21 protein-coding genes are annotated in these 17,229 nt (G+C 38.0%); all 21 read left to right on the forward strand.

The window, feature by feature from the left end; genetic code table 11:
- The first annotated feature begins 66 nt into the window (after positions 1-66).
- The 21 genes from D891_RS0106510 (at position 67) to D891_RS0106610 (ending at position 17,187) form a co-directional block, all read left to right on the forward strand.
- Positions 67-654: a Uma2 family endonuclease gene (locus tag D891_RS0106510; RefSeq protein WP_025270317.1), complete on the forward strand. Its 588-nt coding sequence runs from the start codon at positions 67-69 to the stop codon at positions 652-654.
- Positions 626-1,033, forward strand: coding sequence for a type VII toxin-antitoxin system MntA family adenylyltransferase antitoxin (gene mntA / locus D891_RS0106515; RefSeq protein ID WP_025270318.1), 408 nt, complete (start codon positions 626-628; stop codon positions 1,031-1,033). The genes D891_RS0106510 and mntA overlap by 29 nt, the downstream gene beginning before the upstream one ends.
- Positions 1,034-1,044: 11 nt before the next feature.
- Positions 1,045-1,650 carry a Uma2 family endonuclease gene (locus tag D891_RS0106520; protein ID WP_025270319.1) on the forward strand — a complete coding sequence of 202 codons (606 nt, stop codon included), beginning with the start codon at positions 1,045-1,047 and terminating at the stop codon, positions 1,648-1,650.
- A 1-nt stretch (position 1,651) separates the two neighbouring features.
- Positions 1,652-5,479 (forward strand): DUF6701 domain-containing protein, encoded by a 3,828-nt coding sequence (locus D891_RS0106525; protein ID WP_025270320.1) that lies wholly within the window; start codon positions 1,652-1,654, stop codon positions 5,477-5,479.
- Positions 5,480-5,498: 19 nt separating this feature from the next.
- Positions 5,499-7,178: a GspE/PulE family protein gene (locus D891_RS0106530; RefSeq protein ID WP_025270321.1), complete on the forward strand. Its 1,680-nt coding sequence runs from the start codon at positions 5,499-5,501 to the stop codon at positions 7,176-7,178.
- A 16-nt stretch (positions 7,179-7,194) separates the two neighbouring features.
- Positions 7,195-8,307, forward strand: a complete 1,113-nt coding sequence (locus D891_RS09220; RefSeq protein WP_025270322.1) for an ATP-binding protein — start codon at positions 7,195-7,197, stop codon at positions 8,305-8,307.
- Entirely contained in the window at positions 8,294-8,614 is a 321-nt protein-coding gene (locus tag D891_RS0106540) for a nucleotidyltransferase domain-containing protein (protein ID WP_025270323.1), read from the forward strand. The genes D891_RS09220 and D891_RS0106540 overlap by 14 nt, the downstream gene beginning before the upstream one ends.
- The gene (locus tag D891_RS0106545) at positions 8,605-8,994 is read left to right on the forward strand and encodes an HI0074 family nucleotidyltransferase substrate-binding subunit (RefSeq protein ID WP_025270324.1); all 390 of its coding nucleotides are present in this window, start codon (positions 8,605-8,607) and stop codon (positions 8,992-8,994) included. The genes D891_RS0106540 and D891_RS0106545 overlap by 10 nt, the downstream gene beginning before the upstream one ends.
- Before the next feature lie 126 nt (positions 8,995-9,120).
- Entirely contained in the window at positions 9,121-9,543 is a 423-nt protein-coding gene (locus D891_RS0106550; protein ID WP_025270325.1) for a prepilin-type N-terminal cleavage/methylation domain-containing protein, read from the forward strand.
- Positions 9,544-9,546: 3 nt separating this feature from the next.
- Positions 9,547-10,767, forward strand: coding sequence for a type II secretion system F family protein (locus D891_RS0106555; RefSeq protein WP_025270326.1), 1,221 nt, complete (start codon positions 9,547-9,549; stop codon positions 10,765-10,767).
- Positions 10,764-11,114 carry a hypothetical protein gene (locus D891_RS0106560; RefSeq protein WP_025270327.1) on the forward strand — a complete coding sequence of 117 codons (351 nt, stop codon included), beginning with the start codon at positions 10,764-10,766 and terminating at the stop codon, positions 11,112-11,114. Before D891_RS0106555 ends, D891_RS0106560 begins: the two co-directional genes overlap by 4 nt.
- The gene (locus tag D891_RS09555; RefSeq protein ID WP_025270328.1) at positions 11,111-11,542 is read left to right on the forward strand and encodes a prepilin-type N-terminal cleavage/methylation domain-containing protein; all 432 of its coding nucleotides are present in this window, start codon (positions 11,111-11,113) and stop codon (positions 11,540-11,542) included. Before D891_RS0106560 ends, D891_RS09555 begins: the two co-directional genes overlap by 4 nt.
- Complete coding sequence (locus D891_RS0106570) at positions 11,535-12,047, forward strand: type II secretion system protein (protein WP_025270329.1); 513 nt, start codon at positions 11,535-11,537, stop codon at positions 12,045-12,047. The genes D891_RS09555 and D891_RS0106570 overlap by 8 nt, the downstream gene beginning before the upstream one ends.
- A gap of 46 nt (positions 12,048-12,093) precedes the next feature.
- Positions 12,094-12,846: a PilW family protein gene (locus D891_RS0106575; protein WP_025270330.1), complete on the forward strand. Its 753-nt coding sequence runs from the start codon at positions 12,094-12,096 to the stop codon at positions 12,844-12,846.
- Entirely contained in the window at positions 12,836-13,201 is a 366-nt protein-coding gene (locus D891_RS0106580; protein ID WP_025270331.1) for a hypothetical protein, read from the forward strand. The genes D891_RS0106575 and D891_RS0106580 overlap by 11 nt, the downstream gene beginning before the upstream one ends.
- 1 nt (position 13,202) lies before the next feature.
- Positions 13,203-14,051: an ExeA family protein gene (locus D891_RS0106585; protein ID WP_025270332.1), complete on the forward strand. Its 849-nt coding sequence runs from the start codon at positions 13,203-13,205 to the stop codon at positions 14,049-14,051.
- Positions 14,048-14,737 carry a tetratricopeptide repeat protein gene (locus tag D891_RS0106590; RefSeq protein WP_025270333.1) on the forward strand — a complete coding sequence of 230 codons (690 nt, stop codon included), beginning with the start codon at positions 14,048-14,050 and terminating at the stop codon, positions 14,735-14,737. Before D891_RS0106585 ends, D891_RS0106590 begins: the two co-directional genes overlap by 4 nt.
- A complete protein-coding gene (locus tag D891_RS0106595) occupies positions 14,737-15,732 on the forward strand; it encodes a hypothetical protein (RefSeq protein WP_025270334.1) in 996 nt (331 codons plus the stop codon). Before D891_RS0106590 ends, D891_RS0106595 begins: the two co-directional genes overlap by 1 nt.
- On the forward strand, positions 15,729-16,274 hold the full coding sequence (locus tag D891_RS0106600) for a PilN domain-containing protein (RefSeq protein ID WP_025270335.1): 546 nt from the start codon (positions 15,729-15,731) through the stop codon (positions 16,272-16,274). Before D891_RS0106595 ends, D891_RS0106600 begins: the two co-directional genes overlap by 4 nt.
- The gene (locus D891_RS0106605; RefSeq protein WP_025270336.1) at positions 16,271-16,834 is read left to right on the forward strand and encodes a hypothetical protein; all 564 of its coding nucleotides are present in this window, start codon (positions 16,271-16,273) and stop codon (positions 16,832-16,834) included. The genes D891_RS0106600 and D891_RS0106605 overlap by 4 nt, the downstream gene beginning before the upstream one ends.
- Positions 16,831-17,187, forward strand: coding sequence for a hypothetical protein (locus tag D891_RS0106610; protein WP_025270337.1), 357 nt, complete (start codon positions 16,831-16,833; stop codon positions 17,185-17,187). The genes D891_RS0106605 and D891_RS0106610 overlap by 4 nt, the downstream gene beginning before the upstream one ends.
- Positions 17,188-17,229: the final 42 nt, after the last annotated feature.

The following is a 17,229-nucleotide window of genomic DNA, read 5'->3' on the forward strand; positions in this document are numbered from 1 at the left end:
AGAATTTAAGTAAGGATGGTTAAAACCGTAAGGAAACTTAAGAACCATTTTACAGGAAGCAGATAAATGGAATTAGCAAAGAAGGAAAAGAAGAGATACACATACAGCGATTATATTGGTTGGCCCGATGATGAGAGGTGGGAGATCATCGACGGTGTTGCTTACAACATGAGCCCTGCGCCGAAGGTGAAGCATCAAAGAATAAGCTGGAACATAGGAGAAGCCTTTGTTAGGGTAAAAGAGAAACTCAAAGGGTGTATGCCGTTTAGTGCACCGACAGATGTTGTTTTGGATGAGTTCAATGTTGTTCAGCCTGACATATTCGTTGTTTGTGATAAAAACAAAATTACAGAAGACAACATCAAAGGCGTGCCGGATTTGGTTATTGAGATCACATCAAGATCAACGGAACTAAAGGATAAAAGGGAGAAGCTGTTTTTGTATGAAAGGTTCGGCGTTAAAGAATATATCATTGTTTTTCCCGAGCGTGAGTATGTTGAGCGCTATGTGCTTCAAAATGGAAGATACATGGCTCCTGAGATTTTTAACTGGGATGAGGCGCTGAGACTAAAGACATTTGATATTGAGATAAATCTGTGGGAGATATTCGAAAAGGAATTGCCCAATGAAGAAGAAAATAAAGATGGATCGTGATAAAAAGGAAGAGATAATAGGCAGGATAAAAGATTATTTGGACAAAAGAAAAGAGGTGCTGTTTGCGTATATTTTTGGGTCTTTTGTGAGGAGTGATGAATTTTCCGATATTGATATAGCCTTGTATGTTGATGGTGATTTCTCGCTGAGGTATGAATTTGAGATAGAGGACGACCTTGAGGCTATGTTAAAAATACCCGTTGATGTTAGGATCATTAACAAAGCCCCCGTGTCGTTTTCATACGGTGTACTAAAAGACGGGCTATTGATCAAAGACAATGACATCAGAAGCGACTTTCAGGTGATGAAATTTAAGGAATACATGGATTATGTGCATTTAAGGGATACATACATAAGGGATAGGGATGTAGCAAGATAGGAGGTAATATAATGGCTATAACGGCCAAGAGAATGGATAGAAAATATACATACGAGGACTATAAAAACTGGCCCGATGACGAGAGGTGGGAGATTATCGACGGTGTGGCATATAACATGAGCCCCGCACCCAAAGTGAAGCATCAAAAAATCTCAGGTAATTTGTACTTTGAATTAAAAAAGGCGCTTAGGGATAAAAAATCTCATTGCGATCTATTCAGTGCACCGACGGATGTTGTGCTGGATGAGACCAGTGTAGTCCAACCAGATATATTTGTTGTTTGTGATAAAAACAAGATCACAGAAGACAACATCAAAGGCGCACCTGACTTGATTATTGAGATTGTCTCGCCCTCAACGGCATACAAGGATACGAAGATAAAAAAGGATCTGTATGAAAAATTCGGTGTCAAAGAGTATATCATTGTTTTTCCTGATCTCTTCCTTGTTGAGCGGTATGTTTTAAAGGATGGATCTTACGGCGTGCCTGAACGGTTCAACTGGGATGAGACATTAAAGCTTAATACTTTTGACATTGAGATAAATCTGTGGGAAGTGTTTGAGAGGGAACTGCCGAAAGAGGAAAAATATGAAGATGCAAAAAAGTTAGAGTATTAACATGAGAAAGGGTTTGTTCTTTTTGGTTTTTTTTATCTTGGTTTTTGGGTTTTTTTCAACTATTCAAGCAAAAACTTTGGTGGTTGATAATAGTTATTTGAGCTATTTACTTGGTTATTATTGTGAGAATGGCGACGAATATTATCATTCTATAAAAAGGGCTTTGGAAAACGCTGATAATGGAGATGTGATTAAAATTTGTGCTGGAAGTTACAATGAAAGCAACTTAGAAATAAACAAAAATATTACAATTGAAGGTTTGGGAACCTCTCCAGATGATGTGAAAGTTGAATATTGGAGTAAAAGTCCTATTTTTTATACAAGCGGATGGAGAAACGGGGTAGTTTTGGAGAATTTTTCTATAAGTCAAGAGAGAAATAATAGAACCGCTTTATCTATTGGTGAAGGTACGGGATTTTTGTTGAAAAATTTAAAAATAGTGTCAAAAGGCTACGGTTTAGTAGTAAATTCTCAAATACAAAATAGTACTTTAACAAATGTGTATATTAATAGTTCGCAAATTGCTTTGGATGTTGAAAATTCTTACAATGGACTGTATTTAAGTAATTCCACTTTCATTTCAAAAAGAAATGATGCCGTTAATATTAATAATATTACAGGAGATTTTAGTGTAAAAGGTTGTGAATTTGAGGCAAAAAGAGGAGATGGAATCTGGATTAAAAATTCTAATTATATCGACATTGAAGACTCTTATATTCATAATACAAAATATGAGGGATTTTATGTGGAAAAAAATCACGAGAAAATCGATATGGTGGGAAATTTAATAGAGAACCCCGGAAATTACGGTGTTTACATAAATGATAGTTCTAATCCTGGAAAAATTAAAAACAATATTATAAAGGGTGCATCGGTGGAAGGGCTTTACTTGTTATCTCAGAAAAAGTGGAGAGGATATCAAGTAATTAATAACTGTTTTGAGAATGGAAATGGTAAAAACGTTTTTAATAGAGATAGAAATGCTGATTTCAATGAAAATTACTATAATGATTGGAGTGGAAGTGGCGCATATGAAATTCCAGATGTTCCTGTTTATGACTATCACCCTTTAAGTTCGTGTCCTTTCAGCAGTATTCCAAAACCTATAATTGACTATCATATGGATGAATGTAAATGGGACAATGATAGCTCCACATACGAAATTAAGAATTATGGATCGTTGGAGAGCGATTACAATGCCACAGCACTTAACGGTGCAAACACCATTGCCAATGGGGAAATTTGCAGGGGTGGTGATATTGTTAGTTCAAATACAGAAGATAAAGCGTTAAGGCTTAAAAGTGATTATCTTTTACCTACTAAATATACTTTAAATGTGTGGATTAAATTTCCTTTAAATACTGAAGATCATAAAATTTTTACATATGGATTTTTTTGGAATAGAACAAATGTAAAATATTTTAATATTGCAGATAGAAAGGGTGGTAATAGAGATTTTATTTATTTTACACAAAATCTTAATAATAATTCGTGGACTTTAGATGTAGATGATGATAATGAAGGAGATAGTTATAATTTTAATCCTCAAAAATTCAGCGGTTGGCATATGCTTACATTTGTGATCAACAATAGAGGAACCAAATTTTATTTAGATGGAAAAGAGGAATATACTTTCTCTACACATCCAAATACCGGTTATTTAGGACTTCTATTTAATAGTGATTATGGCGGAAATACTGATGAACCAAATGGTCAATCAATTGGGACTGATGTTGATGAATTTGAACTTTACAACACAGCACTTACTGCAAATCAAATTCGGCAAATTTACAACAACGAAAATGCGGGTAAAAATTACAATGGCACCACAAGAACCTGCCCCGTCTGCATGGCCATTGACCACTACGAAATCTGGCATTATCCCACAAATTTGACATGCCAGCCTGCACCTTTGGAAATTAAAGCTTGCGCAAATGATAATTGTTCTCGGTTATACACAGACAACGTTACACTTACACTTGATTATGATAGTGAAAGTAAAGAAATAAGCTTTTCTGGCGGTGAGTATAACACAACAATCAGTTACACTCAAGCAGGAACAATAACTCTATCAACATCTAATGAAAGCCCCACTCCCTCAAGTCCCACGATTTGTAACATATTCAATTCAAGTTCTACATCATGCGATATAACCTTCAAAGATACAGGTTTCGTTTTCAAGACTCCGACAAACTCTGATTATGTGGTAAACAATATTCTATCCTGCTCTGTTAAACCCATTGAGATAGATGCGGTTCAAAAGGACAATGTGACAAACAAATGCACGAATATGTCTGTATTTAATGGTGATGTAACGCTAAATATGTATGGAAGGTATGTTACTCCTTCAGCAAATCCTTATGGCACAAAGGTAATGATCAATGACGCATCTGTTGAAACTGTTGATTATAATTCTACAGCAACAGGGACGAGCTTAACACTCCATTTTGACAACGGCACTGCACAATTTAATTTATCTTACCCTGATGCTGGAAGTATTGAAGTAGGAGCAATTTATGACAAAAATGGACTTAAAGTTAGTGGTGAATCCAATCCGTTTGTTGTAAAACCCGAGAGGTTTGCTTTTGGTAACTTAAGCAGTCCAGCAGATAATTCCACCTGCTCCACAGACTCTTGCTGGGCAAACATTGGTGTGTTTAAGAAAGCTGGGGAAATATTTAATTTTGATGTAAAAGCTGTATGTGATAACGGCACTGTCACACCGAATTATTATCCGATAAATCAAAATGGCGACAACTCAACCGTTAACCTGGCTGCTTTTATGGTTGCACCTGACAACGGAACGGACGTTACAAACAAGCTAAGTAAAACGACAATTGACGCAAGCGAGTTTAATGGAGGTGTGGCTAAAGTTAAAGAGAGCTTCGGTGAGATTGGGGTGATAGATTTAAAAGCTGTAGACAACAACTATTTAGGTGCGGGTTCTATCGGTGTTGATAAAAAGGTTGGGCGCTTTATACCACATCACTTTGTTATAGACAATATTACAAATGGCACGCTCAAAGAGCAATGTAACACATTCAACTATATTGGTCAGACTACAACTTATGATGCCAAACCATTTTTTTATGTTATAGCTGAGAACAAGGACAATCAAACTACTTTAAACTACAAAGGTTATTTCTTCAAACTAAAAGCCTCAGACATTGGAATAACAAAACCCCAGCATGACGACAACAAAACGCAGGTCAGCATAGAGATAGAACGGGCAACACCTGATTTTAAAAAAGGAAACGGTGTCGGAACATACACCTTCGGAAATGATAATATTACCTATGTAAAAGATAACAATTCAAAAATTGCTCCGTTTTCACCGGAATTTCACTTTAGTATCGACAATGTAACTGATTCGGATAATGTCACATGTCCAGACTGTCCAGACAATATTACTGTTACTGGCACTTTGATGAAATATGGAAGATTAAAAATCTTCAACAACTATGGTCCAGGAAATGAAAAACTAATATTGAAGGTTCAAACTCAATATTGGAATGGTGCCCAATGGGAGTTGAACGGGGATGATGTATGTACGGTCTTGGATAGCAGCGATTTTGTGCTTGATAATTTTACAGGTAATCTTTCAGATAATGACACTTCTGTTAGCTCTGTAAATGAGATAGATGCAGGAGAAGGTGGCCTGACTCTCTCACCACCCGGTTTAGACAAATACGGCAGTATAGATGTGGATCTGAGCAACAGCGCCATTTTTTACAACTGGCTTTACGACAACGACACAAAAGGCACGGCATTCTTTGGTATATACCGCGGTAGGGATAGGGTTATCGAATGGAAAGAGGTGGCACCATGAGTAAATTTGAGGTGTGTTTATGGCAAAATTAAAAAAGATTAGGATTGGGGATTTATTAAAAGAAAAGGGCTATATAACAGAAGCCCAGCTAAAGGTTGCTCTAAATGAGGCCAAGAACAAGGGCAAAAAGCTCGGTGAGATGCTTATTGAACTTGGTTATGTTGATGAGCAGACGATAACCGATGTTTTGGCTGAGCAGCTAGGAATAGAAAAAACCACACTAAAGGATATAAGGTTTGAAAAACCGCTTAAGGAAGCGTTGCCCGAGAAGCTCGCCAGAAGGTTTAAGGTTGTTCCTGTGGACTTTAATGATAAAGAGATAACCATTGCCACAAATGACCCGACGGACATCTTTGCCCTGGATGAAATCAGCAGGATAACGCACAAAGAGGTTATACCAACTGTAATGTCGAAGGAAGAGCTCTTCAGTGCCCTTGAGAAGATTTACGGAACTGAGGATAGGCTTTACAAAATCGTGGATGATGTCGAAAAGAAGATAACCTCAAGTGGAAGTGATGAGGATGTTTTAAGGAGTTTGGCAGAGGATGCCTCGGTCGTTAATCTTGTTGATGGAATTATCGCCAAGGCCTTGGCCGAGAAGGCAAGCGATATACACATTGAACCGGATGAGGATATCTTAAGGGTTAGATACAGAATTGATGGAATACTGCATGAGGTTCTAAGCCTTAGTAAGGTGCTTCACCCTGCCATTGTTTCAAGGATCAAGATAATGGCCAATATGAATATAGCCGAAAAGAGAATTCCTCAGGATGGCAGATTTAAGATAAAAAGGAATTTTAAGGATGTGGATTTCAGGGTTTCCACTCTGCCAACAAATTACGGTGAAAAGGTGGTTTTGAGGATTTTAGATAGGGAAAAAGCTTTACTTGATTTAAGAAATATCGGCATGGATGATTACAATTTGAGTGTTTATGAGGAGATGATATCGAGGCCTTACGGGATTATTTTAATCTCTGGTCCAACGGGTTCGGGAAAAACAACCACGCTGTATGCAACACTGAACAAGCTCAACACGCCTGAAAAGAACATAATCACCGTTGAGGATCCGATTGAATACAACTTTAAGCTGATAAATCAGGTCAATGTGGATGAGGCGGCTGGTCTAACTTTTGCTAATGCTTTGAGGAGCATCTTAAGGCAAGACCCTGACATTATCATGATCGGCGAGATCAGGGATAAGGAGACGGCTGAGATTGCCATTCAGGCATCGCTGACGGGGCATTTGGTTTTATCGACTATACACACAAACGACGCCGCATCAAGTGCTGTGAGACTTGTTGAGATGGGCATTGAGAACTATCTTGTCTCGACATCTTTGATTGGTGTTGTGGGCCAAAGATTGGTTAGAAAGATTTGCCCATACTGCAAGGTTGAGTATAAACCGGAAAAAGAGCTTATCGAAAGATTGGGTCTGGATGAAGATATTGTTTTGTATAAAGGCGAGGGGTGCGAGAAGTGCAAGTTTAGTGGCTATCAAGGCAGGATCGGCATCTATGAAGTGATGAAGATAGACAGGGACATAAGGAGTCTGATAAACAAAAACGCCTCTATTGATGAAATCAGGCAGAAGGCTAAAGAGAACGGCATGAAGTTTATGAGGGAAAGTGGACTCGAGCTTGTAAAGAAGGGCATTACAACGCTTGAAGAGGTATTAAGGGCAACGATTGTTAAGGAATAAGGGTTTTGGATAAGATATGAAAAGACTGCCCATCGGTATTCAGACATTTAGAGAAATCATAGAAGATGGTTATATTTACATAGATAAAACAAAAGAAGCGTATGAGCTTATAACAGACTACAAATATGTTTTTTTATCAAGGCCGAGGCGATTTGGTAAAAGTCTCTTTTTAGATACGCTTAAGGAGATATTTGAAGGCAACAGGGAACTATTTAGGGGGCTTTTTATATACGAAAAGTACGATTTTAAGCGATTTCCTGTGATTAAGATTGATCTAACGGGAGATTTTTCCTCTTTAGAAAGCACGATAGAAACAACAAGACACATCTTGAGAAAAAATGCAGAAAGGTTGGGTGTAAAATGCGATGCCACAAATCCAAGCATAATACTTGATCAGCTGATAAACGAAGCTTTTAAAAAACATAAGAACAAAGTGGTTGTGCTAATAGATGAGTACGACAAACCCATCTTGGATAATATCAATAATTTGGATGTTGCCAAAAGGAATAGGAATTTTTTGAGGGGTATATATTCTCAGCTTAAATCGAACGATGAATTTTTAAGGTTCGTTTTTTTAACAGGTATAACAAAATTTTCCAAAGCCTCGATTTTTAGCGGTTTGAATAATTTGGAGGATATATCCTTGAACCCTAACTTTGGCAGTGTTTGTGGTTATACGCAAGATAACTTAAAAAACGAGTTTGCTGAATACACAAAAGACTTGGATTTAGATAAAGTTAGCGAATGGTATAACGGATATTACTTCCTTAAAGATAAAATTTATAATCCTTACGATGTTTTGAAGCTTTTGAAATACAAAAGGTTTGGAAACTATTGGTTTGAAAGCGGCAATCCATACTTTTTGATAGAGATGCTCAAGAGGAACAAATACTTCATACCCCAACTTGAGAACCTTACGGTAAGAGAAGAGCTTTTGAACAGCTTTGATGTTGAAAACTTAAAGCTTGAGGTTCTTTTGTATCAAACAGGCTATTTGACTATAGATAATGTTTCTGTTGGTTTGGATGGCGCATATAGGTATACGCTAAAGATTCCGAATAGGGAAGTCCAAATCTCGTTGAATAGGCTTATTAAAGACTTTGAGTGGGAGAAACTTGAGGGTTGGTGAGATATTAGAGAATAGTTTTAATACAAAGATAAGCACGGTAGAGGAGCTTAAAGCTTTTTTAAAGGAATACTTTGAGACTGATGAGGTGGATCTGTTTTTGTTTGGTTCAAGGGCGAGGGGTGATGACAATAAGTTCTCGGATGTTGATTTGGGGATTTACAAAAAGAAGGATGTGGATTTGAAGATAAGCTTATTAAGGGAAATTTTAGAGAACTCCAATCTGCCGTTTAAGGTAGATATTGTTGTTTTGAATAACAATGAAAAGTTTAGGGATGTAGTGTCAAAAGAGGGTGTCAGGTGGATTTAGAAGAGAGAAAGACAAGCTTTAAGAGAGCTTTTGATAGACTAAAAGAGGTGATTGAGAATACAAATAAGGAAAACGAAGACTATGAAGTTTATAGGGATTCTGCTATTCAAAGATTTGAAATCACAACCGAGGCGTTTTGGAAGTGTGTCAAGGTTTTTCTAAAGATAAGGGAAGGTGTTGTATGCAATTCTCCAAAGGGCTGTATGAGGGAGCTATTTTTGAATGGTTATGTTGATGAGAATGACCTGGAGATTCTGCTTAATATGATTGATGATAGAAATTTGACATCTCACACTTACAATGAAGAGGTTGCAGAAGAGATTTTTCAAAGGTTGGGTGGTTATGTGGAATTGCTGAAAAAATTGGGGGTGTGCTGGTAATTTTTGTGTTATAATTATTACTTAAAAATCCGATTTCTTAAGAGAGGAGGTGGGAAAAGTATTGTTAATTTAGGCTTTGGGTTTGTATAATAAGTTAGTTAAAAAAATTTTTAGGAGGTATTTGAGATGAGGAAAGAGGGTTTTACACTGATTGAGTTGATTATCGTCATCGTGATTATCGGAATTTTGGCGGCTTTCGCCATACCAAAGTTTGCCAATTTAACGGGAGAGTCTAAAAAGGCTGTTATTGAAGGTGTAGCTGGGAGCATAAGATCTGCTGCTAATATTGTCCACGCTAAATGGCTTGCTCAGGGGGGTGGGGACACTGTAACTATGGCAGATGGTGATAATGTAACTGTTGGTAGTAATGGTTACCCTACAGCAGATTCAAGTGGCATATCGAAAGCTATAAATCTTGATGGTGCTGATAAGATAGTTGATCAAGACAATGGTACGTTTGCTTATGATAATAAAACAGATTGTTCGGTAACATACGATAACAGTACTACCCCTCCTACTGTTAAAGTAACTACCACTGGCTGTGAATAACCCATGAAGTTTGCCTATCAAGGCACTGCTGAGGGCAAGAGGGTTTCGGGCATTATAGAGGCAGCGTCTCAGGATGAGGCGCTGCTTTTTTTATACGATAAGGGCATAGATGTTGAGGTTTTAAAGCAAGCCTCTGCGTTTGATGAGTTGGGCAATATAATAAATCAGCTCAGGGTAAGATTTGGCCGTGTAAAGTTAGAGGATTTAATCGTTTTTACACGCCAATTTGCCACACTGTTTGATGCAGGTGTGCCTATTTCGACGATTTTAGAGCGCTTAAGCGAACAGACAGTCTCATTCAAATTGAAAGGCATAGTTGAGCAGATAAGAAAGGATGTTGATGGCGGAATGTCCTTGAGTGAGGCATTTGCAATTCACAAAAGTGTTTTTTCGCCGCTGTACATAAACATGCTCAGGGTTGGTGAGGAGAGCGGAACATTGGATGTGGTTTTGGAAAGGCTTGCAACGATTTTGGAGACTGAATTAAAGACAAGAAACAGGATAAAGACAGCCACGCGGTATCCAAAGATCGTGGTTACAGCGATTGTTGTGGCCTTCACGATAATAATCACATTTGTTATACCCAAATTCGTAGGCATTTTTAGCAAATTTAATGTTCAACTGCCACTGCCCACAAGGATACTTATAGCGGTGAATAACTTTGTTCATAATTACTGGTGGCTGGTATTGATTCTTATCGTAAGCGGGATTGTTGCCTTTAAAAGATACAAGATGACGCAGGCCGGCAAAAGAAAGATAGACGAATGGATTTTAAAGATGCCGATAATAGGTAAGCTTGTTCATAAAATTTACATATCGAGGATGATGAGAATATTGGGGCTTTTGTATAAAAGCGGCCTTGCCATAACAACGGCTTTGAGCATAGTGGCCGAGGTTACGGGCAATGAGATAGCGCGGGATGCCGTTTTGGCTATCAGGGCCGATGTGGAAGGCGGTGCGACAATCTCAAGACCCATAAAGAACTCCAACTTCTTTCCAGATATTGTAAGTGATATGGTTGCCGTGGGTGAGGAGACGGGCAGATTGGATGAAATGATGTTTAAGGTTTCAGATTACTTTGATGAGGAAATCGAGTATGCAATAGCAAACCTATCCACTGCTCTTGAGCCTATTCTATTGGTATTTATTGCGGGAATGGTGCTCCTTCTTGCACTGGGAGTGTTTTTGCCCATGTGGGACATGGTCAAGGTTATCCATCAATGAGAGATGGATTTTCTGCATGGGAAGAGGTTATAGTCCTTGCTGTGATTGCCATTATGGTGAGTGTGGTTTATCAGAGGTATAGGGTGTTGAGAAATGAAGCCATAAGGACGCAACTGAATGTTGAGCTTTCCAATCTTAAGCTCGCCGTTGAGCTGTATAGGGTAAAAAATGGCAAACTTCCTTCTAACCTTTTGGAGCTTTACAAGAAGGGTTATCTGTATTACAGGGATTTTAGGATAGACAAAAAAAGGCAAGAGTTACTCGATAGATTGAATCATGCCTACATCTATGACAACAAAACGGGCTCTGTTTACATAAACCCCAAGACAATCAAGGCGCTGGAATGAAAAGCGGTTTTACATTGATCGAGCTTATAATCGTTATTGTGCTGATAGGTATATTATCCATAGTGGTTGGGCCAAAGATCTTCACAGGTGGCTATAAAGAAAAGGCCGATCAGATAAAGTTTGCCACCATAGTTCGGTATGCCCAGCATGAGGCTATGGTTAGGGGCGGCGGGGTTTGTGTTGGGTTTAACGGTTCGAGTTATTATGTTGAGGAAGGGTCGAGTAAGATACTGGTGCCGGGTGAGAAGAGCGAGGATATAGGGGTTGAGAAAAGCATAAACAGTTCTGTTTCGCCAATTTGTTTTGATTTTATGGGTGAGCCTGTTTATGACAACGGGAGCAAAATAACGGACAATACAACGATTATAATTGATGGTAAAAAGGTCATCATAACACCAATTGCAGGCGGTGTGATTCTAAATGATTAAAAACAAAGAGGGTTTTACACTTATTGAGATAATACTTGCCATAGTTGTGTTTTCTATTGGTGTGGTGGGTGTTATGGTCGTTTTTTATAATACATTGGGCAGAACATCTGATCCGATTATCAGACATAGGGCTGTAGAGGTTGCCCAGTCCGTTATGGATGAGATACTATCAAGAAAGTTCGATAACGATACACCAAACGGTGGAGGCGTTATTCCTCCAAATAAAATCAATATAGGGAAAGAGAGCAATGACGGTAGTGGCACAGAAACATTTGACGATGTGGATGATTTCAATGGCTTAAGCTGCACAACCGGCTCAAACGGGTGTTTTCCTGATGTTACGCCGGGGTATCATGTAGAGGTAACTGTTCAATGTGTAAAACTGAATGGCAACAGTGTTGAGGTTGCAAGCTGTCCTGAGAATTTTAAACTCATAACTGTTAAGGTTAAATCAAAAGGGCTTAATGAAACATACACACTAAAGGCGCTAAAGGGAAACTTTTAGGAGGATTTTGAATTTTGGATTTTGGATTTTGAATTAGAGAGTGGATATGGGATTTAATAGATCTAAAATTTATAATCCAAAATTGCAGGTAAGCGGTTTTACGCTTGTTGAGTTGATCATAACGATGGTGCTTGTGGGCATAGTGGCTTATCTTGGTTCAAACCTAATCATGCCCGTTATGGAAGGGTATGTGGATACACAGGTAAAAACGCTTCTGTTCAATGAAGCCCAGTATGCTGCAAGCAGGATGGCAATTGAACTGAGAAATGCAATACCAAACACGGTTAAGGTTTTGAGCAACAGTGAAATCGAGTTTGCAGAGTTTTCTGATGCTGGTTACTATTCGCCGCTTCAAAACTCAGACAATATTACATGCATTGGGATTAATGTTGCGGCAAATGACTATGTGTCTATTTACAACACAAAGCCCGATTATTTCTATAGTGATAATAAGTCTATTCACAGGGTCTATACGATAAAAGACATACAGGGCGGAAGATGTATCCTGAATAAAAACATCATCAAGGACTCACCCTATCACAGGATATACAAAATAGGCAAAATTGTGAAGTTTTACTTAAAAGACAGGAAGATTTACAGGGATTCTGTCGATTTTCCAAACAAAGCAAAAATAGAAGAGGGTGGATACATAATGGCAAATTACATAAAAAGCCTGAAGTTCACATACATGCAAGGCTTTACATTCAGGCAGGCCGTGTTAAAAATCGAGCTTGTTATGAGAAAGGGCGATGTTGAGTTGACATACAACCAGGAGGTGCATATAAGAAATGTCCCTTAACAACAAAGGTTCTTTGATTTTTATTGTTTTTTTGCTTATACTATTTGCGTTTATTGGAGGGATGATCGTTAGCCTTCTGTCAAGCAGCAGCATCTCCTCTTCTGAGGATCTGCTTTCTGCTCAAGCCCTTTACCTTGCAGAAAGTGGCAAGGAAATTGCTATTGAAAGGTGTGTAATAGAAGGTAGCTGTATAGGTGGGGTTTACACAATGGGCAATGGAAAGATAACTCTAAAATTTTTAGGAAACTCCACGATAACATTGGATAACGGCTCAACCGTGAAGTTGCATACGGTAACAAGTGAAGGGGAGATTGGTGATATAAAACGCAAGATAGAGTTTAAGTTCTGGAATTGATATGTATAAGGATTTTTTTGGCTTTGAAGAGGAACCGTTCAGGCTAACACCCGATCCTGAGTTCTTTTATAGCTCTGAGGAGCACGACGATGCCATAAGAACCATAGAGTATGCGATTAGCTCAAGGAGGGGAATAATAGTCCTTGTGGGCGATGTGGGCGTGGGAAAGACCACATTGAGCAGGGTCCTTCTAAATAAGCTCATAAACACCCAGGTCAGTCTGGTTTTAAACCCATTTCTATCAGAAAGCGAAATACTCAAATACATAGCAAAGGATTTTGGCTTGAACATAGAAAACAAAGACAAGGGCGAGATATTTCAAGATTTGGTGGATTACTTTGTAGGGCTTTATAAATCCAACAACAACGCATTGATAATCGTGGATGAGGCTCAGCATTTGAGTTTTGAATCTATGGAGATGATAAGGCAAATCTCAAATATTGAGATGGAGAACGCCAAGCTCGTTCAGATCCTGCTTGTTGGCCAAAGTGAGCTAATAAATAAACTAAACCAGACAAAACTCAGGCAGATAAAGCAGAGGGTTGCCTATTGGGTATACCTTAAAGGCTTAAGCTTTGAAGAGACAAAATCATACATAGAATACAGGGTAAATCAGGCCCTAAAGTACAGACGATCGATATTCAAAGACAGGGCTGTAAAATACATCTATAAGCTGACAAGAGGCAATCCCAGGGAGATAAATCAGCTTGCAGAAACAAGCCTTATATTTGCAGCATCAAGAAACTCAAAAAAGGTATATCCAAAGGATGTGGTCATGGCAGCTAAAGAGTATTACAAATTCGACAAAAAGAGGCTTCTAAGACTCGGTCTTGCGGGTATAATAAGATGAGTCTGATTGCTAAATCCCTAAAAAGACTTCAAACAGACAGAAAAACACACAAAAAAGCATTTACGGGGACGGTAAACCCAAGCCAAATAAACGAGGTGGCGATATATGCATTGCTTCTGCTTGTATGCCTTGGCTCTTTTGGGCTTTATTTTATATCAACCAACAAAAAAATAGAAGGACAAATCAAAGAAAAAGACCTATCCATCATTAGCAAAATAGAGAAAAACATAAGCAACGGCGAACTCATGATAAGACAAAGGAAAATAAAGGGAAAGGGAAGATTTGAGTATTATTTGGAAACAAACAAATTGAAGGAACTAAAAGACTTGGCGCAAAAGGAGAACAACATAAAATACTTAGGCATATACTATGCAAAAACAGGCAATGCTAAAAAGGCTATAGAATTGCTTGGATTTTATCTAAAAAGACACCAAGACGACCAGGCAAGGCTATATTTAATCATGGCCCTAAAACAACAGAATAGATACAAAGAGGCTTTAGAGGAATTAAAAAAGATAAATACCCAGAGATATGAAGTGTATCTGGATAGGGCTGTAATATATGAGGAGATCGGCATGATAGATAAAGCCAGGCAAAATTACAGGGAAGCATTGAAAATGACGCCTGATCCTGTTTTAAGGGGCACAATAAAATCCAAACTCGTGGTTTTGGGGTTTGTAAAATAATGGATTTAAACCTAAGATGCGGTATAGCCATAGGAAAAAACCGAATAGATGCATGCATATTGAAGAAAAAGGGAAGGGATTACTCTATAGAAAGTCTGTTCTTCTATGATTTTGCAAATGAAGGTGAGCTTGAAGATATATTTAACGCCTTATCGGACTATATCCCAAAAGAAATCCTGGCCAATGTATCATTCAAGCACCAGTCGATTATAGAGCATATATACTTTTACAACAACAACACAGAATCAAAATCCAATATATACAAAGACCTAAAGAGGGATTACGAGATAGAGCTAAAGGATTACATAATAGATTACGAAGAACACCAGATAAAGGACAAGACCGTTGCATATGTGGTTGCACTTCCCAAGAGTCTATTTAATTTCTATTACGGCATGCTGGAAAAACAAAAGAAATTAAAATTGTACAGCTTTGAAACACACAGCGTATCAATTAGAAGGGCCGCTAATGAGTTTCTTGAGGGTGATTATCTGTTGGGTTGTGCAATATTTAAGGACTATTCTGTCATATCTGCCTGCTCCCAAGGAAAGGTTTTGGCCTTAAGAAACTTAAGATACTCATGGAGTGAACTCATAAACTCATTATGCAACGCTGGAGGCATAACCCAAGAAGAGGCAGAAAGACTCATAAGGGAAAAGGGGCTGGAAGAACCTGATGATGGCAATGAAGAGGAGGAGGCGGTTTACAGAAGCATATCCGAGGCATTCGATCAATTCACAATAGAGATACAGCGAACCATAGATTACATCACCACCGTTCAGAAGATAGGAGACATACAAAAGATCATAACCATAGGTGAAGTAAACAAGATAAAAAAGCTGGAAAACTATATATCCAGGCTGTTTTCTTTGGAAACCACAAGATTCCAACCGCAAAAATTGATCGAATTCAACGAAGAGATCGACTTTTCCGCTATTGATAAAATGAATTATTTGGAAGTTTGCATAGGTGCGGCATTGAGAGAGGTAAAATGAAAGAGATAAACCTGCTTCCGAAGGACAAGAGATTTTCATACAAGGAATACTTATTAAAAAGGATAGGCGTAGCGGCCCTTGTGCTTAACGCTGCGTTTCTGATTTTGGTTTATGTTGCAAATGTCTATTTTAACACCAAATTAACAAAATGCATCCAAAGAAAAAAACAGGTATTAAATAAAATCTCCTCCTTAGATGCAAAACTATCCAACTATGAAAGCAGTTATAAAAACCTCACTAAAACCCTGATTAAGCTAAGAGAGGAAGAGAAAAAACTAAAGAGTATGATCTTTATTAGAAAATCGGCGTTTGCCTCAACGATAATATATCTAAACACATTTTCAAAGGGTGTGGGATTTAAGGGTTTCAGCTATGAGAATGGATACTTTAAAACAACCGGCATTGCCAATTCACTATCGGATTTTCAAAGATTTTATTACTTTTTGGAGAAAAATAAATACATAAAAAACCTAAATCTGCACTCCGTAAAACAGAAAGACGGCCAATTTGAATTTTCTATAAGCTATGAGGTGGTGTATTGAAAGCCATTCAGATTAAAAAGGATGTTAGTCTCAAAGAGTTAGTCATATTAGCAGTTCTTCTAATCATAGCCGTAAATATCGTATTCTTTAAATACATACTCCCACCCTTAAAACACAAAAGGGAGGCCTTAATAGATAATTGCATAAATTACGAGACAGAGATATATTCCAAACTCTCCTCAATACAAAACAAGCAGCAGGTATTCAACAAGATAGTGCGAGCAAGGAAAGAGATACAATTTATGAAAGACAAAATAGCATTGCTTAAAAACAAAAAGGTCAGCGTTTTAGATGTCGGGCATATGATAAAGGAATTACTCCTAAAAACAGGCATAAATGTTGTATCGTTTAATGTTGCACAGATAAAAAGGGATGGCTTTAAGGATATATATGAGTTCGATCTTGTTATAGATGATACATTGAAAAACATCGTTTACTTTCTGGATGCTATAGAGGACTATTCCCAGAATATGCAGGTTCCATCTTACTCAATAGCAAGCAAAAACGGGCTCTATGAGGCAAAACTGAGAATAGAGTATGTGCAGGTGAATATGCAATGAAAAAAAGTGTAATTTTAGCCTGTCTTGTTTTTCTGCCCTTGATGGCAAACGCACATAAGTTGCCCGTATTCCATATACCGCCAAATAATAAATACAACCTATTCAATTACACATACTCACCACCTATCAAACCACAAAACACAACCCAGAGCAGTGAACCATCAAGCCCAGATATAAACATTTCTGGCATATTCCTATCGGGTGGCAAAAGGGTTGTGTTAATAGATTATCAGATACTCAAGGAAGGCGACAAGATAAAGGGATACACCATAGAAAAGATATTAGACGGAAAGGTGATACTCTCAAAAGGGCAAAGAAGGATAATAAAATCCATATCCAACGACCTTGAGTAAAGCAAAAGCATAACAAACACACATATCATTCCAACTAACTAT

This window comes from Hippea sp. KM1 (assembly GCF_000526195.1).
Lineage (GTDB): Bacteria > Campylobacterota_A > Desulfurellia > Desulfurellales > Hippeaceae > Hippea.